The sequence below is a fragment of the Janthinobacterium aestuarii genome (genome assembly GCF_051380835.1).
Classification (GTDB): domain Bacteria; phylum Pseudomonadota; class Gammaproteobacteria; order Burkholderiales; family Burkholderiaceae_D; genus Janthinobacterium; species Janthinobacterium aestuarii.
The window spans coordinates 1,143,119-1,161,671 of record NZ_JBNYXU010000001.1; the positions used below are offsets into that span (position 1 = coordinate 1,143,119).

The following is an 18,553-nucleotide window of genomic DNA, read 5'->3' on the forward strand; positions in this document are numbered from 1 at the left end:
CATTTCTGCAGGTAAAAACTACTTGAGAAAACAGCCGCGCCGCGAATCTCGCGGAGCGGCCTTCTTGGCGGGCGGCGCATTGCCGCGCCGCCAAAACTGGACTTAGGCCAGCAGGTGTTTCACGCCTTCGCGCTCTTCGGTCAGTTCTTTCAGGGTCAGGTTGATGCGCTCTTGCGAGAATGCATCGATTTCCAGACCTTGAACGATGGTGTACTCACCGTTGTCGGTGGTGACCGGGAAGCCGAACACGGTGCCTTCAGGAATGCCATACGAGCCATCCGAAGGAACGCCCATGGTGGTCCATTTGCCTGCGGTGCCCAGCATCCAGTCATGGATGTGGTCGATGGCGGCGTTCGCTGCCGACGCCGCCGACGACAGGCCGCGCGCTTCGATGATGGCCGCGCCGCGCTTGCCGACGGTAGGCAGGAACACGTTGGCGTTCCATTCCTGGTCGTTGATCAGGTCTTTCACAGCCTTGCCGTTCACGGTGGCGAAGCGGTAGTCGGCGTACATCGTAGGCGAGTGGTTGCCCCAGACGGTCAGCTTCTCGATGTCTTTCACGGCGGTGCCGGTCTTGGCAGCGACTTGCGACAGCGCGCGGTTGTGGTCCAGGCGCAGCATGGCGGTGAAGTTTTTCGCTGGCAGCGATGGCGCCGATTTCATGGCGATGTAGGCGTTGGTGTTGGCAGGGTTGCCGACCACCAGCACTTTGACATTGCGCGAAGCGACGGCGTCGAGCGCCTTGCCTTGTACCGTGAAGATCTGGGCGTTCGCTTCCAGCAGGTCCTTGCGTTCCATGCCTGGGCCGCGTGGACGCGCGCCAACCAGGACGGCCACGTCGACATCCTTGAATGCGGTCAGCGGATCGGAGTGGGCGGTCATTTCCGTCAGCAGCGGGAAGGCGCAGTCGTCGATTTCCATCATCACGCCCTTGAGCGCCTTCTGGGCTTTTTCGTCCGGGATTTCAAGCAGTTGCAAGATGACAGGCTGGTCTTTGCCGAGCATGTCGCCATTGGCGATGCGGAACAACAGGGCGTAGCCGATCTGGCCGGCGGCGCCGGTCACTGCAACACGCATTGGGGTTTTAGCCATGATGAATCTCCAAAAATGGGAAAGAAAACGGGCTTGAAGCTGGGCTTACGCTTATCCGGAAAAACTATAATGATACCAAAACCGGCCCGCGCCACCGAATTGCTGGTGTACGCTGCCGTCACGCTTGTGCTGCACGAGGCCAGAGTGGCTGGCCGACAGCATAAAACGCTGGCTCACAAGTTTTATCGAGGGCAGTTTAGGCCTCTGATCCCTATCTGTCAATCATATCTTATGTCTTATATAAGACAGATAACTACGTCTGTTTTACTGGACGCGGGCAGTGATTTGTGTTGAAATGTCGGACTATGAATTCCGCCTCGTCCAATCTGACCAACAATGCCACTGCTGCAAGCGGGGCGGTCAGTCCGACCGCGGGCACCCCGGCCACGCCTGCCGCCACTGCGACCAGCACCCCTGTCGCCAGCATTAATACCACTGCCGCCGCCGTGTCCGCGCCTGCCGCGACCGCTTCTCCCACCTTCAGTCCCCTGTACCAGCAGATCAAGGCGCTCATCACGCAGAGCCTGCAATCGGGCGAATGGAAGCCGGGCGAACTGATTCCCAGTGAAGTCGAGCTGGCCGGCCGCTTCAAGGTCAGCCAGGGCACGGTGCGCAAGGCCATCGATGAACTGGCCGCCGAGAATCTCGTCATGCGCCGCCAGGGCAAGGGCACTTTCGTTTCCACCCACCATGAGGCGCGCGCGCATTTCCGCTTCCTGCGCCTGGTGCCGGACGAAGGCGTGCCGCATTATCCCGAAAGCAAATTTATCGAAGTCAAGCGCGTGCGCGCGCCGGCCGACGTGGCGCGCCTGATGGACCTGAAGTCCGGCGACGCCGTCATCTTCATCAAGCGCGTGCAGTATTTCGACGGCGTGCCGACCATCGTCGAAGAGCTGTGGCTGCCCGGCCTGATCTTCAAGGGCCTGACGGCCGAGCGCCTGGTGGAATACAAGGGGCCCATGTATGGCCTGTTCGAAACGGAATTTGGCACGCGCATGATACGCGCGTCCGAACAGATCCGCGCCGTGTGCGCCGACGCGGGCGCCGCGCAATTGTTAAATATCGACCTCGGCACGCCCTTGCTCAGTTCCGAGCGCGTGTCGTTTACCTACGGCGACAAGCCGGTCGAACTGCGCCGGGGCTTGTACCTGACCAGTCGCCATCATTATCAGAATGAACTCAGCTGAAGCGGCGGGGCGCCTGCGGGCGTCCGAACAAGCAGCCAGGCTGAAGTGCATCGCTTGCAAGATGCCTGCCGCAAGGCGGGCAACGGAGACAACGGAAAGCGCAGCGACAGCATGGCCCGCCCCGGCGGGCCGTGTTTTGCCGGCGATTCTGTAATTAAATTACGTGAACTACGGAAAGTAGCGCGGTATTTTGTAGTAAAAAACCATTTTGGTTATATGTAACAATAGATATTGGTATGGGTTGCGAAAATCGGCGAAAATCGCGGCTTCAATATTTAGTTGAAATTCAAAGGGGAGGTTTTTGTTATGTCTGAAGCCGTAAGAGAAGTACCAAAAAAAGAACGGCCGCAATTCCGTAACATTCATGTTACCGAATTGTCGAACTACCGCATGGCTGTCGGCGCCATCGTCTCGATCCTGCATCGCATCAGCGGTTTCATCATTTTCGCCTTGCTGCCATGTATCCTGTACATGCTGGAACTGAGCCTGCGTTCCGAAATGTCCTACGCCTACTTCCAGGGCATCGCCTCGCACTGGTTCGTCAAGCTGATCACCCTGGGCCTCGTCTGGGCCTTCCTGCACCACTTCTGCGCCGGTATCCGTCACCTGTTCATGGACGTGCACGTTGCCATCGAAAAAGATTCCGCACGCAAGACCGCGTCGTCCGTGCTGGTCGTGAGCCTGGTGTTGACGGCCTTGGTCGCTTTGAAACTGTTTGGAGTATTTTAAACATGGCAGACAATAATATCGGACCGAAACGCCTCGTCGTCGGTGCCCATTACGGCTTGCGCGATTGGCTGGCGCAACGCATTACCGCCATCGTCATGGTGGCCTATGTGGCCATCCTGCTTATTTCTTTCCTGACCGGCAGCAACTTCAGCTATGAAGGCTGGGCTGGTCTGTTCGCACAGCAGTGGTTTAAATTGTTCAGCCTGGTGACCTTCGTCGCCCTGTTCTACCACGCATGGGTCGGCGTACGCGACATCTGGATGGACTACGTGAAAAGCGCTGGCCTCCGTCTGACCCTGCAAATTGCCACCATGCTGTGGTTGATCGCTTGTGCCGGCTGGACGGTACAGATACTCTGGAGTGTGTAATCGTGGCAGCATATAAATCTGCAATCCCTACCCGCCGCTTTGATGCGGTTATCGTTGGCGCCGGCGGTTCCGGCATGCGCGCGTCGTTGCAGCTGGCTGAAGCCGGCCTGAACGTCGCAGTTCTGTCGAAAGTCTTCCCGACCCGCTCGCACACTGTTGCGGCGCAGGGCGGTATCGGCGCGTCGCTCGGCAACATGGCCGAAGACAACTGGTTCTGGCACATGTTCGACACCGTCAAGGGTGGCGACTATCTGGGCGACCAGGATGCCATCGAATTCATGTGCCGCGAAGCACCGAAGGTCGTGTACGAACTGGAACACTTCGGCATGCCATTCGACCGCAATCCTGACGGTACCATCTATCAGCGTCCATTCGGCGGCCACACGGCCCACTTCGGCGAAAAGCCGGTGCAGCGCGCCTGCGCGGCAGCCGACCGTACCGGTCACGCCCTGTTGCACACGCTGTACCAGCGCAACGTGCGTGCGCGTACGCACTTCTTCGTCGAATGGATGGCACTCGACCTGATCCGTGACGCCGAAGGCGACGTGATCGGTGTGGTCGCGCTGGAAATGGAAACCGGCGAATGCATGATCCTGGAAGCAAAAACGACGGTCATGGCAACGGGCGGCGCAGGCCGCATCTTCGCCGCGTCAACGAATGCGTTCATCAACACGGGCGACGGCATGGGCATGGCGGCACGTGCCGGCCTGCCGCTGCAAGACATGGAATTCTGGCAGTTCCACCCGACCGGCGTGGCCGGCGCGGGCGTATTGATCACCGAAGGCGTGCGCGGCGAAGGCGGCATCCTGATCAATAGCGAAGGCGAACGCTTCATGGAGCGCTATGCGCCGACGCTGAAGGATCTGGCGCCGCGCGACTTCGTCTCGCGTTCGATGGACCAGGAAATCAAGGAAGGCCGCGGCTGCGGTCCGAACAAGGACCACGTGATGCTGGACCTGCGCCATATCGGCGCCGACACCATCGCCAAGCGCCTGCCGTCGATTCTGGAAATCGGCCACAAGTTCGCCAACGTCGACGCCACCAAGGAACCGATTCCTGTCGTGCCGACGATTCACTACCAGATGGGCGGCATTCCAACGAACATCCACGGCCAGGTCGTCACCCCGACCGGTCCGGACAATTCGGCCAAGGTTGTCAACGGCCTGTACGCGATCGGCGAATGCGCCTGCGTGTCCGTGCACGGCGCCAACCGCCTGGGTACGAACTCGCTGCTGGACCTGGTGGTCTTCGGCCGCGCGGCCGGCAACCACATCGTCAACAGCGGCCTGAAAGCCAAGGAAAACAAGCCTTTGCCTGCCGACGCCGCCGATTTCGCGATGGGCCGCTTGCAGCGCCTGGAAAACTCGACCGGCACGGAAACCGTGCAGGGCGTGGCGAACGACATCCGCGCAACGATGCAGAAGTACTGCGGCGTGTTCCGTACCGACGAGATGCTGAACAAGGGCGTCGAAGAAATCATGAAGCTCGACGAGCGCCGCAAGCACGTCTCCTTCAAGGATAAATCGATGGTCTTCAACACGGCCCGCGTGGAAGCGCTGGAGCTGGACAACCTGATCGAAACGGCGAAAGCGACCATCGTTTCGGCAGCAGCGCGCAAGGAATCGCGCGGCGCCCACGCCCAGGACGACCACCCGACCCGCGACGACGACAACTGGATGAAGCACACGCTGTGGTATTCGGAAGGCAACCGACTGGAATACAAGCCAGTCGTGACCAAGCCTTTGACGGTTGATACCTTCAAACCGAAACCACGTACTTTCTAAGGCTATACCATGGCACGCACTCTCAAATTCAAAATCTACCGCTACGATCCTGACCAGGATGCCAAGCCTTACATGCAAGACCTGACGGTCGAGCTGAAAGACACCGACAAGATGCTGCTCGACGCACTGCAGCGCATCAAGTCTGACGTCGATGACTCGCTGGCCCTGCGCCGCTCGTGCCGCGAAGGCGTGTGCGGTTCGGACGCGATGAACATCAACGGCAAGAACGGCCTGGCATGCACGACCAACCTGAACGAACTGTCGGAGCCTATCGTGCTGCGTCCGTTGCCAGGTTTGCCGGTCATCCGCGACCTGATCGTCGACATGACGCAATTTTTCAAGCAGTACGATTCGATCAAGCCGTTCCTGATCAACGATTCTATCCCGCCTGAAAAAGAACGCCTGCAATCGCCGGAACAGCGCGAAGAACTCGATGGCCTGTACGAGTGCATCCTGTGCGCATGCTGCTCCACGTCGTGCCCGTCGTTCTGGTGGAATCCGGACAAATTCGTCGGCCCGGCCGGCCTGCTGCAAGCCTACCGCTTCATCGCCGATTCGCGCGACGAAGCCACCGGTGCGCGTCTGGACAACCTGGAAGACCCGTACCGCCTGTTCCGTTGCCATTCGATCATGAACTGTGTCGACGTCTGCCCGAAAGGGTTGAACCCGAACAAGGCGATCGGCAAGATCAAGGAATTGATGGTCCGCCGCGCGATCTGATCCCCCTGATCGCATCCGCCGGGCGCCGTTTGCGGGAAGAGGGTATCCTCTCTTGCCTGCAAGCGGCGCCTGCAAAGCAGCACCGTGCCGCAAGGCACACGTAAAGTGGTAAACCAAATGACAGAATCAATTTTGTCCTCGCATCAGGCCGACCCGGCCAACCGCGCCCGCCTGCGCTGGCGTTCACGCCGTGGCCTGCTGGAAAACGACATTATCCTGACCCGTTTTCTCGATGCGTATGAAACCGAATTGACCGATGAAGAAGTTGACGCGCTGACGCGTTTGCTGGATTTATCGGACAATGCGTTAATGGATCTGGTACTGGCCCGTAAAGAGCCGGAAGGCGAAGTCGATCTGCCGCATGTGCGCGCACTGCTGCAACGACTGCGCATTGCCTAGACGCCTGGGCGATAGTTTGCAAACGGTGCGAGTGGCGCGCTGTAGCACTGCCGAATTGCGGTGCGAATTGCAGCCAGAATTTTTGATTTTAATTTCGACTCACTCCCGAGAAGGAAGAGCCCATGAATATCTCTGACACAAAAGCTACCCTGTCGTTCTCCGATGGCAGCCCATCGCTTGAATTTCCAATCTACAAAGGCACGGTTGGCCCGGACGTCATCGACATCCGCAAACTGTACGCCGGTAGCGGCAAGTTCACCTACGACCCAGGCTTTATGTCGACGGCCGCCTGCAACTCGTCGATCACCTACATCGACGGCGACAAGGGCGAGCTGCTGTACCGTGGTTACCCGATCGAACAGTTGGCCGTCAACGCCGACTTCATGGAATCGTGCTACCTGCTGCTGAACGGCGAACTGCCGAACGCGGCGCAGAAAGCCAAGTTCGTCGACACCGTCACCAAGCACACGATGGTGCACGAACAGATGCAATTCTTCTTCCGTGGCTTCCGCCGCGACGCGCATCCGATGTCGGTCCTGGTGGGCACCGTCGGCGCGCTGGCATCGTTCTACCATGACTCGCTGGACATCAACGACCCGCGTCACCGCGAAGTGTCGGCCATCCGCCTGATCGCCAAGATGCCAACCCTGGTCGCCATGACCTACAAGTACTCGGTCGGCCAGCCGTTCGTGTACCCACGCAACGACCTGTCGTACAGCGCCAACTTCATGCACATGATGTTCGCCAACCCGTGCGAAGAGTACAAGGTTAACGACGTGCTGGTGCGCGCACTGGACCGTATCCTGATCCTGCACGCGGACCACGAGCAAAACGCATCGACATCGACCGTCCGTCTGGCCGGTTCGTCGGGCGCCAACCCGTTCGCCTGTATCGCTGCCGGTATCGCCTGCCTGTGGGGCCCTGCCCACGGCGGCGCCAACGAAGCGGCACTGAACATGCTGAAAGAAATCGGCACCGTCGAGAACATCCCTGCCTTCATCGCGCAAGTCAAGGACAAGAACTCCGGCGTCAAGCTGATGGGCTTTGGCCACCGCGTGTACAAGAACTTCGACCCGCGCGCCAAGCTGATGCGTGAAACCTGCTACGAAGTGCTGCAAGAACTGGGTCTGCAAGACGACCCGCTGTTCAAGCTGGCGATGGAACTGGAAAAGATTGCACTGAACGACGAATACTTCGTTTCGCGCAAGCTGTACCCGAACGTCGACTTCTACTCGGGCATCGTGCAATCGGCGCTGGGCATCCCTGTGTCGCTGTTCACCGGTATCTTCGCCATGGCCCGTACGATCGGCTGGATCGCCCAGTGGAACGAAATGATCGCCGACCCAGAGCAAAAAATCGGCCGTCCGCGCCAGCTGTTCGTCGGTTCGACCACGCGTGAAGTACTGCCACTGGACAAGCGCGCCTAAGTCACGGCGCAGTGTTCCTGCCGGCCTTGCGGCCCGGCGCACAAAAGCGAGCCTGATGGCTCGCTTTTTTTTATGTCTGCGCATTTGCTGGCCGCCAGTCGTCCGGATATAAATTGCATAAATAGGTAATAAATATTGCAACTTTCACGACAAGCATAGCATCATTGTGTTGTTATTTTATTTACAGCCAATGAGAGGCTCACATGAAACTGTCACAACTGTTTTGCTGTGCCGTATTTGCCGCCACGAGCGCCAGCGCGGCTGCCGCCGTGCCTGGGCATGTCTACACCCTCGACTTCAATGACCGCAACACTGCTTGCGGCGCTCAGCCTTGCGATGGCATTCCGCAAACCTACGGAGATGTGGCCGGTGTCGTTGATGTCAGCTATTCGGCTCCCTGGACGGGAAGCTATGTGCCCTGGGATGTCAGCCCCATCTCTGGAGGATATTTGTCGCCGTCTTTTGTGCATTCCAGCGGTGCCAGCGGGGTGTCGATTTGGATGGCGGCGCTGCGCCCCGGGGCCAGCGTGACCCTGCGCCATTTCGACATGCTGTCAACCAGCGGGATGCAGATTCCTGACCTTATAGTGAGCGACCTGCAAGGGAAGATGCTGTACATGCAGCGCGCATACATTGGTTCGGACCGGGATCCGACATTCAATAACATCGTCGGTTTTAATCCTGAAATAACGGTATTGGGCGGCCTGAGACTGTGGTGGAGCGGTGGCAATATGAGCCTAGGCGTGGATAACATCGTTTTCGAGGTATCGCCCGTGCCCGAGCCTTCCACCTATCTGATGCTGATGGCCGGCCTGCTGGCCATCGGCGCCGCCGCGCGCCGCCGCAAGGCTTGACGGGCCAGGGGGCTTGGCGCACAAAAGCGTGCCTTGCGGCGCGCTTTTTTTATGTCGGCCATGCATGGCCGATGGCGCGCAAAGCTGCTACGCTCAGCCCTGGATCAACAGCAAGCAGAACGTGATGAAAGAAGAAACATGCGCTCCCAGCGGCGTGGCCCTCGGCGATACGGCATTTGGCTACACCTTGTCGCTGATCGGCGGCAAGTACAAAATGCTGATCCTGTATGCGCTGGCGGAAAACACGGTGCTGCGGCATAACGAACTCAAGCGCCATCTCGGTGGCATCGCCTTCAAGACACTCAGCGTCGTGCTCAAGGAGCTGGAGGCCGACGCGCTGATCGTGCGCAAGGAATATCCGCAAGTGCCGCCCAAGGTGGAATACTCTCTGTCAAGCAAGGGCGCCTCGCTGATCCCCGTGCTGCATACCCTATGCGAGTGGGGTGAGCGGCACCAGCCAGTTTGATCCAGATGCGCATGGCAACGCGCTTTTCTATAGTTGAGTAGCTTACTTTTTGTATGGTATGAGCAATAAATGTGCGTACTTGTATAAAGTACTCGCCATGGATATGCTGTTTCTGCGTCTTGCGGTGCAATGAAGCGCTGCGGAGCAGGGTACCGGCTCGCTTGCTTTTTCAGAGCGCGAGGCCGGTGCATCCGTCCATTTTCAGGAAAACAGCATGTTGAAAACCCTTGTTATCGTCTTCCATCCCTCCATCGACACGTCGGTCGCCAACAAGCGCTGGCTGCAGGAGTTGGCGCAGTATCCAGATCGCTACACCATCCACGATGTGCACCAGGCTTATCCTGATGGAAATATCGACGTGGTGCGCGAGCAGGCGCTGGTGGAGGCGCACACCAATGTGGTCTTGCAGTTTCCCGTGTACTGGTTCAACTGCCCTCCCTTGCTCAAGCAGTGGCTCGACGAGGTGCTGGCGTATGGCTGGGCTTACGGCACGGGCGGCGATACCTTCAAGGGGAGAAAAGTGGCGCTGGGCGTCACGGCAGGCATCCGCCAGGAAGACTTCACGCCGCAAGGCAAGTGGAACGTCACCCTGGCGCAGCTGCTGGCACCGTTCGATGTGACCCTGGCGTATATCGGCGCAGACAACCGCCGCTTCTTTGCCTTCTATGGCGCGGAAGACGGGCCGAAGGAGCCGGACTATGCCGGGCGGCTGGCACGCAGTGCGCAAGAGTATGAGCGCTTCCTGGCCGCGCTGTAAGGCAGCGGGGCCAGCCTCGGTGCAATGCCGCTCGCCGCTGGCGGCGATGGTGTGCGCTAACTGCGCCGCATCGGAACGGTTCCCAATGGGCGGAAGAGGCGGGCGGCGTGGGCAAACATATTGTTCTTTCTGTATTGAATGCCCTCCCGCCTTTCGACCAGGCGCGGCAAATAGGGCAGATTGCGATATATAGTTGCATGGATCGGATGAATAAGGGAGTACCGCATGGACCGTATCACCGCCGCACAAGTATTCGTCGCCATCGCCGAGCGGGGCAGCATGGTGGCCGCCAGCGAGACGCTCGACATGTCGCGCGCCATGGTGACGCGCTACCTGGCCGAAATGGAGCAGTGGGCTGGGGCGCGCCTGTTGCATCGCACCACGCGCCGTCTGAGCCTGACGGATGCGGGCGAAACCACTCTGGCGCGCTGCCGGCAGATGCTGGAAGTGGCCGGCGCCATGGCCGTCACCTCGCCCGAGGGTCTCGATACGCCGCACGGTTTGCTGCGCATCACCTGTTCGCAATCGCTGGCGCAGACGGCGCTCGCTGGCGCAGTAACCGCTTACCTGCGGCGCTACCCGCGCGCCGCCGTCGACCTGCAGATGGAGAACCGCGCCGTCAACCTGGTGGAGCAGCGCATCGACCTGGCGATCCGCATCACGAACGCGCTCGAGCCGAACCTGATCGCGCGCCAACTGGCCAGCTGCGCCTCGGTGGTGTGCGCCGCACCATCGTACCTGGCGGCGCACGGCACGCCGCGCCGGGCGCAAGACCTGGCCCTGCACAACTGCCTGACCTATACGTATTTCGGCAAGAGCCTGTGGCAATTCACGCACGACGGGGAAGCGCTCACTGTCCCCGTCAGCGGCCGGCTGTCGGCGAATGAATCGCTGGTCCTGCTGGTGGCCACGGTGGCGGGGGCGGGCATCGCCTTGCAGCCGCGCTTTTCGGCCGCGCCGCTGATCGCCAGCGGGCAGCTGGTGGAGCTGCTGCCCGCGTACCGGCCGCAGGACATGGGCATCTACGGCGTCTACACCTCGCGCCAGCACATGTCGCCCCTGCTGCGCACCATGCTCGACTTCCTGGTGCAGTGGTTTGCCGGCGATCCCGAGTGGCTGGCCGCCATCGCGGCGCCGTCTTCGCCGGGCAGGCCAGTTGGGCGCAAGCGGCACGCCGGCGGGGCCGCCGATGTGCTGTAAGTACAACAGTGACAGGCTTGCAAGCCCGGGAAAATCAACAACACAGCTTACATTTGCTTGCCAAATAAAATTCAACTTGCCGTTGTTGCGTTACAATACCGCGTGCTATTCTAAATGACGGTATGCAGAATGCTGGTGCAATATAAAAGCCCTTCCCCACAACTTGATGTGCAATCCGCTAACCGGTCAGGCCGTGTCGCGGAAGGTTAGATTAACCCGCTAATTCCTCGCGAAGCGCGAAGAAAGGTGAGCAATATATGCAGCAATTAACGACCAACTCCTACCTGTTCGGTGGGAATGCTCCGTACGTGGAAGACCTGTACGAGGCATATTTGAACAACCCAGGCTCGGTCCCCGATAACTGGCGTTCCTACTTCGACGCAATGCAGCACGTGCCTGCCGTCGATGGCACCAACAAGCCTGACGTGGCGCATGCCTCCGTCGTCGCCTCGTTCGCCGAGCGCGCAAAAGCAGGTCCGATCCGCACAGTGACCGCTTCCTTCGATGTTGAAATGGGCCGCAAGCGCGTCGCCGCCACGCAGCTGATCGCCGCTTACCGCTACCTCGGTTCCCACTGGGCCAACCTGGATCCGCTGCAACGCCAGGAACGTCCGATGATTCCTGAGCTCGAACCGAGCTTCTACGGTTTCACCGACGCTGACATGGACACCGTGTTCAACATCAGCAATACCTATTTTGGCCCCGAGACCGCCACCCTGCGCGATCTGCTCAACTATCTGCGCGATACCTACACGCGTTCGATCGGCGCCGAATTCATGTATATCTCCGATCCGGCCGAAAAGCGCTGGCTGCAAGAGAAACTGGAATCGATTCGCTCCACCCCGAATTTCACCCCAGAGAAAAAAATCCACATCCTCGACCGCCTGACCGCGGCTGAAGGCCTGGAACGCTATCTGCACACCCGCTACGTGGGCCAGAAGCGCTTCTCCCTGGAAGGCGGCGAAACCTTCATCGCCTCGATGGATGAAACCATCCAGCGCGCCGGCGAAAAAGGCGTGCAGGAAATCGTCATCGGCATGGCCCACCGCGGCCGCCTGAACGTGCTGGTCAACACCCTGGGCAAAGCGCCACAGGAACTGTTCGAAGAATTCGAAGGCAAGCATGGCGACGACCTGCCTGCAGGCGACGTGAAATACCATCAAGGCTTCTCGTCGGACATCTCCACCGCAGGCGGCCCGGTCCACCTGTCGCTGGCGTTCAACCCGTCGCACCTGGAAATCGTCAACCCTGTGGTCGAAGGTTCCGTCAAGGCCCGCATGGATCGCCGCGGCGACGCGCAGGGCGCGCAAGTGCTGCCTATCCTGGTGCACGGCGATGCCGCTTTCGCCGGCCAGGGCGTGGTCATGGAAACGCTGAATCTGGCGCAAACCCGCGGCTACCATACCGGCGGCACGGTGCATATCGTGATCAACAACCAGATCGGTTTCACCACCTCGGATCCGCGCGATGCCCGCTCGACCCTGTACTGCTCGGACGTCGTCAAGATGATCGAAGCACCAGTCCTGCACATTAACGCCGATGATCCGGAAGCCGTGGTGCTGGCGACGCAGATCGCGCTCGACTACCGCATGGAATTCAAGAAGGACATCGTCCTCGACATCATCTGCTACCGCAAGCTTGGCCACAACGAGCAAGATACGCCGGCATTGACGCAGCCACTGATGTACAAGAAGATCGGCCAGCATCCAGGCACCCGCAAGCTGTACGCGGACAAGCTGGTAGCGCAAGGCGTGATCCCTGCCGATGGCGGCGACAAGATGGTGGCCGCATTCCGCGACGCCATGGACGCCGGCAAGCATACCGTCGATCCAGTCATCTCGAACTTCAAGAACAAGTACGCCGTCGACTGGCTGCCGTTCCTGAACAAGAAATGGACCGATTCGGCCGACACCGCCGTGCCGATGACGGAACTGAAACGCCTGGCCACCCGCATCACCACCGTGCCGGAAGACTTCAAGGTCCACTCGCTGGTTGAAAAAGTACTGGGCGACCGCGGCACCATGGGCCGTGGCGAAATGAACCTGGACTGGGGCATGGGCGAACACCTGGCCTACGCATCGCTGGTATCGTCCGGCTACGCCATCCGCCTGACGGGTCAGGATGCCGGCCGCGGCACCTTCGTGCACCGCCACGCCGTGCTGCATGACCAGAACCGCGAGCGTTGGGATGCAGGTACCTACATTCCGCTGCAAAACGTGTCGGATAACCAGGCGCCGTTCACCGTCATCGACTCGGTGCTGTCCGAAGAAGCCGTACTGGCCTTCGAATACGGTTACTCGACCGCTGAACCGAACACCCTGACGATCTGGGAAGCCCAGTTCGGCGACTTCGCCAACGGCGCGCAAGTGGTGATCGACCAATTCATCAGCTCCGGCGAAGTGAAGTGGGGCCGCGCTTCGGGCCTGGTCATGATGCTGCCGCACGGTTACGAAGGCCAGGGTCCTGAGCACTCGTCCGCGCGTCCTGAGCGTTTCCTGCAGCTGTGCGCAGACAACAACATGCAAGTGGTGCAGCCGACGACGGCTTCGCAGATCTTCCATTTGCTGCGCCGCCAGATGGTGCGCCAGTTCCGCAAGCCGCTGGTCATCCTGACGCCGAAGTCGCTGTTGCGCAACAAGGATGCCGGTTCGCCGCTGACCGACCTGGCCAAGGGCGGTTTCCAGACCGTCATCGGCGAAGTCGACGACAAAATCGACGCCAAGAAAGTCAAGCGCGTGGTCGCCTGCTCGGGCAAGGTCTATTACGACCTGGTCAACGCACGCAAGACCCGTGGCCAGACCGACACGGCCATCGTGCGCCTGGAACAGCTGTATCCGTTCCCGCACAAGTCGTTCGCTGCTGAACTGAAGAAGTTCCCGAACCTGGTCGAAGTCGTCTGGGCACAGGACGAGCCGCAAAACCAGGGCGCCTGGTTCCAGATCCAGCACAACATCTTCGAAGGCCTGGAATCGGGTCAACGTCTGGCCTACGCCGGCCGTCCTGCTTCGGCGTCGCCTGCTGTCGGTTACTATGACAAGCACTACGCCCAGCAAAAAGATCTGCTGGAAACGGCATTCTCGAAGCTGAAGGGTTTTATCCTGACCAAGTAAGTGGCAGGATAAGGGGCGCCATGCACATGCATGGCGCCTGCTTGCATACATCATGACGGAGCGCCGCCCTTGCTACGCAGGGGCGGCGCCGCAATAACAAAATAAACGGAGTTTTACATGGCACAAATCGAAGTCAAAGTTCCCCAGTTGTCGGAATCGGTAGCAGAAGCGACCTTGCTCGCATGGCACAAGAAAGTCGGCGAAGCAGTTGCGCGCGACGAAAACATGATCGATATCGAAACCGACAAAGTCGTGCTGGAACTGCCTGCGCCTGCCGCTGGCGTGATCGTGCAGATCATCAAGGATAACGGCGCCACCGTCGTCGCCGGCGAAGTCATCGCCATCATCGACACCGACGGCTCGGCCAAGGTCAGCCCGATGGAAGTGTCGGCCGTTGCCGCTCCAGCCCTGGCTGCCGCTGCACAAGACGCCGCTACCGCATCCGCACCAGCCGCCGCGACCAAAGGCGATGTCGCCATGCCTGCCGCCGCCAAGATCCTGTCCGAAAAAGGCCTGTCCGCCGGCGACGTCGCCGGTTCGGGCAAAGACGGCCGCGTGACCAAGGGCGACGCCCTGGCCGCTTCCGCCAAGCCAGCTGTCGCGCCGCTGGCGCCAGCCGCTGCCAAGCCAGCGCTGCAACAAGTTGCCACGCCGTCGGCAGCCAACCTGGGCGACCGTCCGGAAGAGCGCGTGCCGATGAGCCGCCTGCGCGCACGTATCGCCGAGCGCCTGCTGCAATCGCAATCGACGAACGCCATCCTGACCACGTTCAATGAAGTGAACATGCAGCCGGTCATCGACCTGCGCAACAAGTACAAGGACAAGTTCGAGAAAGAGCACGGCGTCAAGCTGGGCTTCATGTCGTTCTTCGTCAAGGCAGCCGTCGCCGCCCTGAAAAAGTACCCGATCATCAACGCCTCCGTTGACGGCAACGACATCGTCTACCACGGCTACTTCGACATCGGTATCGCTGTCGGTTCGCCACGCGGCCTGGTCGTGCCTATCATCCGCAACGCGGACCAGCTGTCGATCGCCGACATCGAGAAAAAAATCGGTGAATTCGGCGCGAAAGCCAAGGAAGGCAAGCTGACCCTGGACGACCTGACGGGCGGCACGTTCTCGATCTCGAACGGCGGCACCTTCGGCTCCATGCTGTCGACCCCGATCATCAACCCGCCACAATCGGCCATCCTGGGCGTGCATGCGACCAAGGACCGCGCTGTTGTCGAAAACGGCCAGATCGTGGTACGTCCGATGAACTACCTGGCCATGTCCTACGACCACCGCATCATCGACGGCCGCGAAGCCGTCCTGGGCCTGGTGGCGATGAAAGAAGCGCTGGAAGATCCTGCACGCCTGCTGCTGGACCTGTAAGCACCGTAGTCCCCCGGCGTAGCCGCCGGGGCAATGTAGCTGATACCCCTTGCCAGAAGACGCAGCTGGCTGATCTCAATGAAAGAGGATTCCTATGAACATCTCTGAAGAAATCAAGCGTCTGCATGAGTTGCACCTGGCGGGCGCCCTGAGCGACGCGGAATTCGCGCAAGCGAAAGCCAAGCTCCTGAGCAATATCAACCTGGACAAGCCGGACAGCACGTCCGGCGCCGGCGCCGATGCGGCTGCCGGCCCGGCGAACGACCTGGTGCAGGAATTCAACCGCCTGCGCCGTTCGCGCAACGACCGCTGGCTCGGCGGCGTCTGCGGCGGCCTGGGACGCGCTTCCGGCATGGAAGCGTGGATCTGGCGCCTCGTCTTCGTCCTGTTTACATTGACCTTCGGCTTCGGCGTGGTGATTTACCTTCTATTGTGGATTTTCGTACCAGACGAAGAGATTGGAATAACAAAACATGAGTACTAAACAATTTGACGTAGTTGTCATCGGTGCGGGCCCTGGCGGCTACATCGCCGCCATCCGCGCAGCGCAGCTGGGCTTTTCCGTCGCTTGCGTCGACGAGTGGTCGAACGCCAAGGGCGGCGCCGCTCCTGGCGGTACCTGCACCAACGTCGGCTGCATCCCGTCGAAAGCGCTGCTGCAATCGTCCGAGCATTTCGAACACGCGGGCCACAGCTTCGCCGAGCACGGCATCGACGTCGCCGGCCTGAAGCTGAACCTGGGCCAGATGCTCAAGCGCAAAGACACCGTCGTCAAGCAAAACAACGACGGCATCTTGTACCTGTTCAAGAAGAACAAGATCGCCTTCTTCCACGGCCGCGCCGCTTTCGCCGCTGCCGCCGCTGGCACGTATGACATCAGCGTGACGGGCGAAGCCAACGAAACCCTGACGGCCAAGCACGTGGTCATCGCCACGGGTTCGAACGCACGCGAACTGCCGGGCGCACCATTCGACGAGAAACTGATCCTGTCGAACACGGGCGCACTGGCCATCGACGCCGTACCAGCCAAGCTGGGCGTCATCGGCGCCGGCGTGATCGGCCTGGAAATGGGCAGCGTCTGGCGCCGCCTGGGTTCCGACGTCACGGTACTGGAAGGCCTGCCGGTCTTCCTGGGCGCTGTCGACGAGCAGATCGCCAAGGAAGCGTCGAAGCTGTTCACCAAGCAAGGCTTGAAGATCAACCTCGGTTGCAAGATCGGTGCGATCACGCCAGGCAAGAAAGACGTCACCGTGGAATTCGTGGACGCCAAGGGCGAAGCGCAAAAAGCCGTGTTCGACAAGCTGATCATCTCGATCGGCCGTACGCCGAACACCAACGGCCTGGGCGCTGACAAAGTCGGCCTGCAGCTGGACGAGCGCGGCTTCATCGCCGTCGACGGCGACTGCAAGACCAACCTGCCGAACGTCTGGGCGGTGGGCGACGTCGTGCGCGGCCCGATGCTGGCGCACAAGGCCGAAGAAGAAGGCGTTGCCGTGGCCGAGCGTATCGCCGGCCAGCATGGTCACACCAACTTCAACACGATTCCGTGGGTGATCTACACCTCGCCGGAAATCGCGTGGGTCGGCAAGACCGAGCAAACCCTGAAGGCCGAAGGTATCGCCTACAAGGCCGGCACCTTCCCGTTCATGGCCAACGGCCGTGCGCGCGCGCTGGGCGACACCTCGGGCATGGTGAAATTCCTGGCCGATGCGACCACCGATGAAATCCTCGGCGTGCACATCGTCGGCCCGATGGCGTCCGAACTGATTTCCGAAGCCGTCGTGGCGATGGAATTCAAGGCTTCGGCCGAAGACATCGCGCGCATCTGCCACGCTCACCCATCCCTGTCGGAAGCGACCAAGGAAGCGGCATTGGCGGTTGACAAGCGCACGTTGAACTTTTAATTGTAGTTAGTCCTTCAGGGGCGCTCGCGGATTTTTTCCGCCGGCGCCCTTGTGCGTTAAAGCGAATCCCATGAACGTAGAAGAGTTTTACCAGCACGCGTTGCAGAAGCGTGATTTCAAGGCCGATGCCGCCCAGCGGCGCGCGGTCGACCGCCTGCAGCTGTGCTATGACGAGTGGGTGGCCTACAAGGGCCAGCGCTCGAGCACCTTCAAGCGCCTGCTGAACCGTCCTGCCGTGCCGAAAGGCGTGTACATGTGGGGTGGGGTGGGGCGCGGTAAATCGTTCCTGATGGACAGTTTTTACTCGGTCGTGCCCCTCGTGCGCAAGACGCGTTTGCACTTCCATGAATTCATGCGCGGCGTGCACCAGCAGCTCGATGAATTGAAAGGCGTGGCCGACCCGCTCGACGAGGTGGCCAAGCGCATCGCCAAGAAATACCGCCTCATCTGTTTCGATGAATTCCACGTCTCCGACATCGCCGACGCGATGATCCTGTACAACCTGCTGTCGGCCCTGTTCGCCAATGGCGTGTCCTTCATCATGACGTCGAATTACGATCCGGATCTGCTGTATCCGGACGGCCTGCACCGCGACCGCATGCTGCCGACCATCGCGCTGCTGAAGGACAAGCTCGACGTGATGAACGTCGACGCCGGCGTCGATTACCGCGGCCGCGCGCTGGAGCAGGTGGAAAGTTACTATACTCCGCTGGGCGCGGAGACCGACAAGGCCCTGCGCGACGCCTACACGCGCATCGCCGAGACGGCCGACGAAGACGCGCGCATCCGCATCGAGAGCCGCGAAATCCACTGTCTGCGCCGCGCCGGCGGCATCATCTGGTTCGATTTCGCCACGCTGTGCGGCGGTCCCCGTTCGCAAAATGATTACCTGGAAATCGCCAGCCGCTTCCATACGGTGATATTGTCCGGCATACCGGCCATGTCGGCGGCGCAGTCGTCCGAGGCGCGCCGCTTCACGTGGCTGATTGACGTGTTTTATGACCAGAAGGTCAAGCTGATCATGTCGGCCGAAGTGCCGCCGGATGAGCTGTACACGAACGGCATGCTGGCCAACGAGTTTCACCGCACCGTTTCGCGTATCATCGAGATGCAATCGCGCGAATACATGGAAAAAGAACAGCGCGGCGCGGCCGACGCGATCGTTTGAGGCAGGGATAATGA

The 18,553-nt window shown here is 60.3% G+C and carries 17 protein-coding genes; 16 read left to right on the forward strand and 1 reads right to left on the reverse strand.

The window, feature by feature from the left end; translation table 11 throughout:
* Positions 1–102 precede the first annotated feature (102 nt).
* On the reverse strand, positions 103–1,092 hold the full coding sequence (locus ACQ4WO_RS05080) for a malate dehydrogenase (RefSeq protein WP_034752084.1): 990 nt from the start codon (positions 1,090–1,092) through the stop codon (positions 103–105).
* A gap of 305 nt (positions 1,093–1,397) precedes the next feature.
* Here ACQ4WO_RS05080 and ACQ4WO_RS05085 point away from each other — a divergent pair, with 305 nt between their 5' ends.
* From ACQ4WO_RS05085 to zapE, 16 genes are all read left to right on the forward strand, one after another.
* Positions 1,398–2,279: a GntR family transcriptional regulator gene (locus tag ACQ4WO_RS05085; protein WP_436480473.1), complete on the forward strand. Its 882-nt coding sequence runs from the start codon at positions 1,398–1,400 to the stop codon at positions 2,277–2,279.
* 306 nt (positions 2,280–2,585) lie between these two features.
* Positions 2,586–3,008 (forward strand): succinate dehydrogenase, cytochrome b556 subunit, encoded by a 423-nt coding sequence (gene sdhC / locus ACQ4WO_RS05090; RefSeq protein ID WP_034752080.1) that lies wholly within the window; start codon positions 2,586–2,588, stop codon positions 3,006–3,008.
* 2 nt (positions 3,009–3,010) lie between these two features.
* Complete coding sequence (gene sdhD / locus ACQ4WO_RS05095; protein ID WP_436480474.1) at positions 3,011–3,376, forward strand: succinate dehydrogenase, hydrophobic membrane anchor protein; 366 nt, start codon at positions 3,011–3,013, stop codon at positions 3,374–3,376.
* Between the two features lie 2 nt (positions 3,377–3,378).
* Positions 3,379–5,160 (forward strand): succinate dehydrogenase flavoprotein subunit, encoded by a 1,782-nt coding sequence (sdhA, locus tag ACQ4WO_RS05100; RefSeq protein WP_046685730.1) that lies wholly within the window; start codon positions 3,379–3,381, stop codon positions 5,158–5,160.
* Positions 5,161–5,169: 9 nt separating this feature from the next.
* On the forward strand, positions 5,170–5,880 hold the full coding sequence (locus ACQ4WO_RS05105; protein ID WP_034789099.1) for a succinate dehydrogenase iron-sulfur subunit: 711 nt from the start codon (positions 5,170–5,172) through the stop codon (positions 5,878–5,880).
* A gap of 117 nt (positions 5,881–5,997) precedes the next feature.
* The gene (locus ACQ4WO_RS05110; protein WP_034752073.1) at positions 5,998–6,279 is read left to right on the forward strand and encodes an FAD assembly factor SdhE; all 282 of its coding nucleotides are present in this window, start codon (positions 5,998–6,000) and stop codon (positions 6,277–6,279) included.
* 122 nt (positions 6,280–6,401) lie between these two features.
* On the forward strand, positions 6,402–7,706 hold the full coding sequence (gene gltA / locus ACQ4WO_RS05115; RefSeq protein WP_099667070.1) for a citrate synthase: 1,305 nt from the start codon (positions 6,402–6,404) through the stop codon (positions 7,704–7,706).
* A 203-nt stretch (positions 7,707–7,909) separates the two neighbouring features.
* Positions 7,910–8,560, forward strand: a complete 651-nt coding sequence (locus ACQ4WO_RS05120; RefSeq protein ID WP_436480475.1) for a PEP-CTERM sorting domain-containing protein — start codon at positions 7,910–7,912, stop codon at positions 8,558–8,560.
* Positions 8,561–8,684: 124 nt separating this feature from the next.
* Entirely contained in the window at positions 8,685–9,026 is a 342-nt protein-coding gene (locus tag ACQ4WO_RS05125) for a winged helix-turn-helix transcriptional regulator (RefSeq protein WP_436480476.1), read from the forward strand.
* Positions 9,027–9,240: 214 nt separating this feature from the next.
* Complete coding sequence (locus tag ACQ4WO_RS05130) at positions 9,241–9,783, forward strand: NAD(P)H-dependent oxidoreductase (protein ID WP_436480477.1); 543 nt, start codon at positions 9,241–9,243, stop codon at positions 9,781–9,783.
* 225 nt (positions 9,784–10,008) lie between these two features.
* Positions 10,009–10,983: a LysR family transcriptional regulator gene (locus tag ACQ4WO_RS05135; protein ID WP_436480478.1), complete on the forward strand. Its 975-nt coding sequence runs from the start codon at positions 10,009–10,011 to the stop codon at positions 10,981–10,983.
* A gap of 257 nt (positions 10,984–11,240) precedes the next feature.
* Complete coding sequence (locus ACQ4WO_RS05140; RefSeq protein WP_128142393.1) at positions 11,241–14,093, forward strand: 2-oxoglutarate dehydrogenase E1 component; 2,853 nt, start codon at positions 11,241–11,243, stop codon at positions 14,091–14,093.
* A gap of 117 nt (positions 14,094–14,210) precedes the next feature.
* Positions 14,211–15,467 carry a 2-oxoglutarate dehydrogenase complex dihydrolipoyllysine-residue succinyltransferase gene (odhB, locus tag ACQ4WO_RS05145; protein ID WP_128142394.1) on the forward strand — a complete coding sequence of 419 codons (1,257 nt, stop codon included), beginning with the start codon at positions 14,211–14,213 and terminating at the stop codon, positions 15,465–15,467.
* Positions 15,468–15,561: 94 nt separating this feature from the next.
* A complete protein-coding gene (locus tag ACQ4WO_RS05150; RefSeq protein ID WP_046685723.1) occupies positions 15,562–15,951 on the forward strand; it encodes a PspC domain-containing protein in 390 nt (129 codons plus the stop codon).
* Positions 15,941–17,371, forward strand: coding sequence for a dihydrolipoyl dehydrogenase (gene lpdA, locus ACQ4WO_RS05155; protein ID WP_034752057.1), 1,431 nt, complete (start codon positions 15,941–15,943; stop codon positions 17,369–17,371). The genes ACQ4WO_RS05150 and lpdA overlap by 11 nt, the downstream gene beginning before the upstream one ends.
* A 70-nt stretch (positions 17,372–17,441) precedes the next feature.
* Positions 17,442–18,539: a cell division protein ZapE gene (gene zapE / locus ACQ4WO_RS05160; RefSeq protein ID WP_034752052.1), complete on the forward strand. Its 1,098-nt coding sequence runs from the start codon at positions 17,442–17,444 to the stop codon at positions 18,537–18,539.
* Positions 18,540–18,553: the final 14 nt, after the last annotated feature.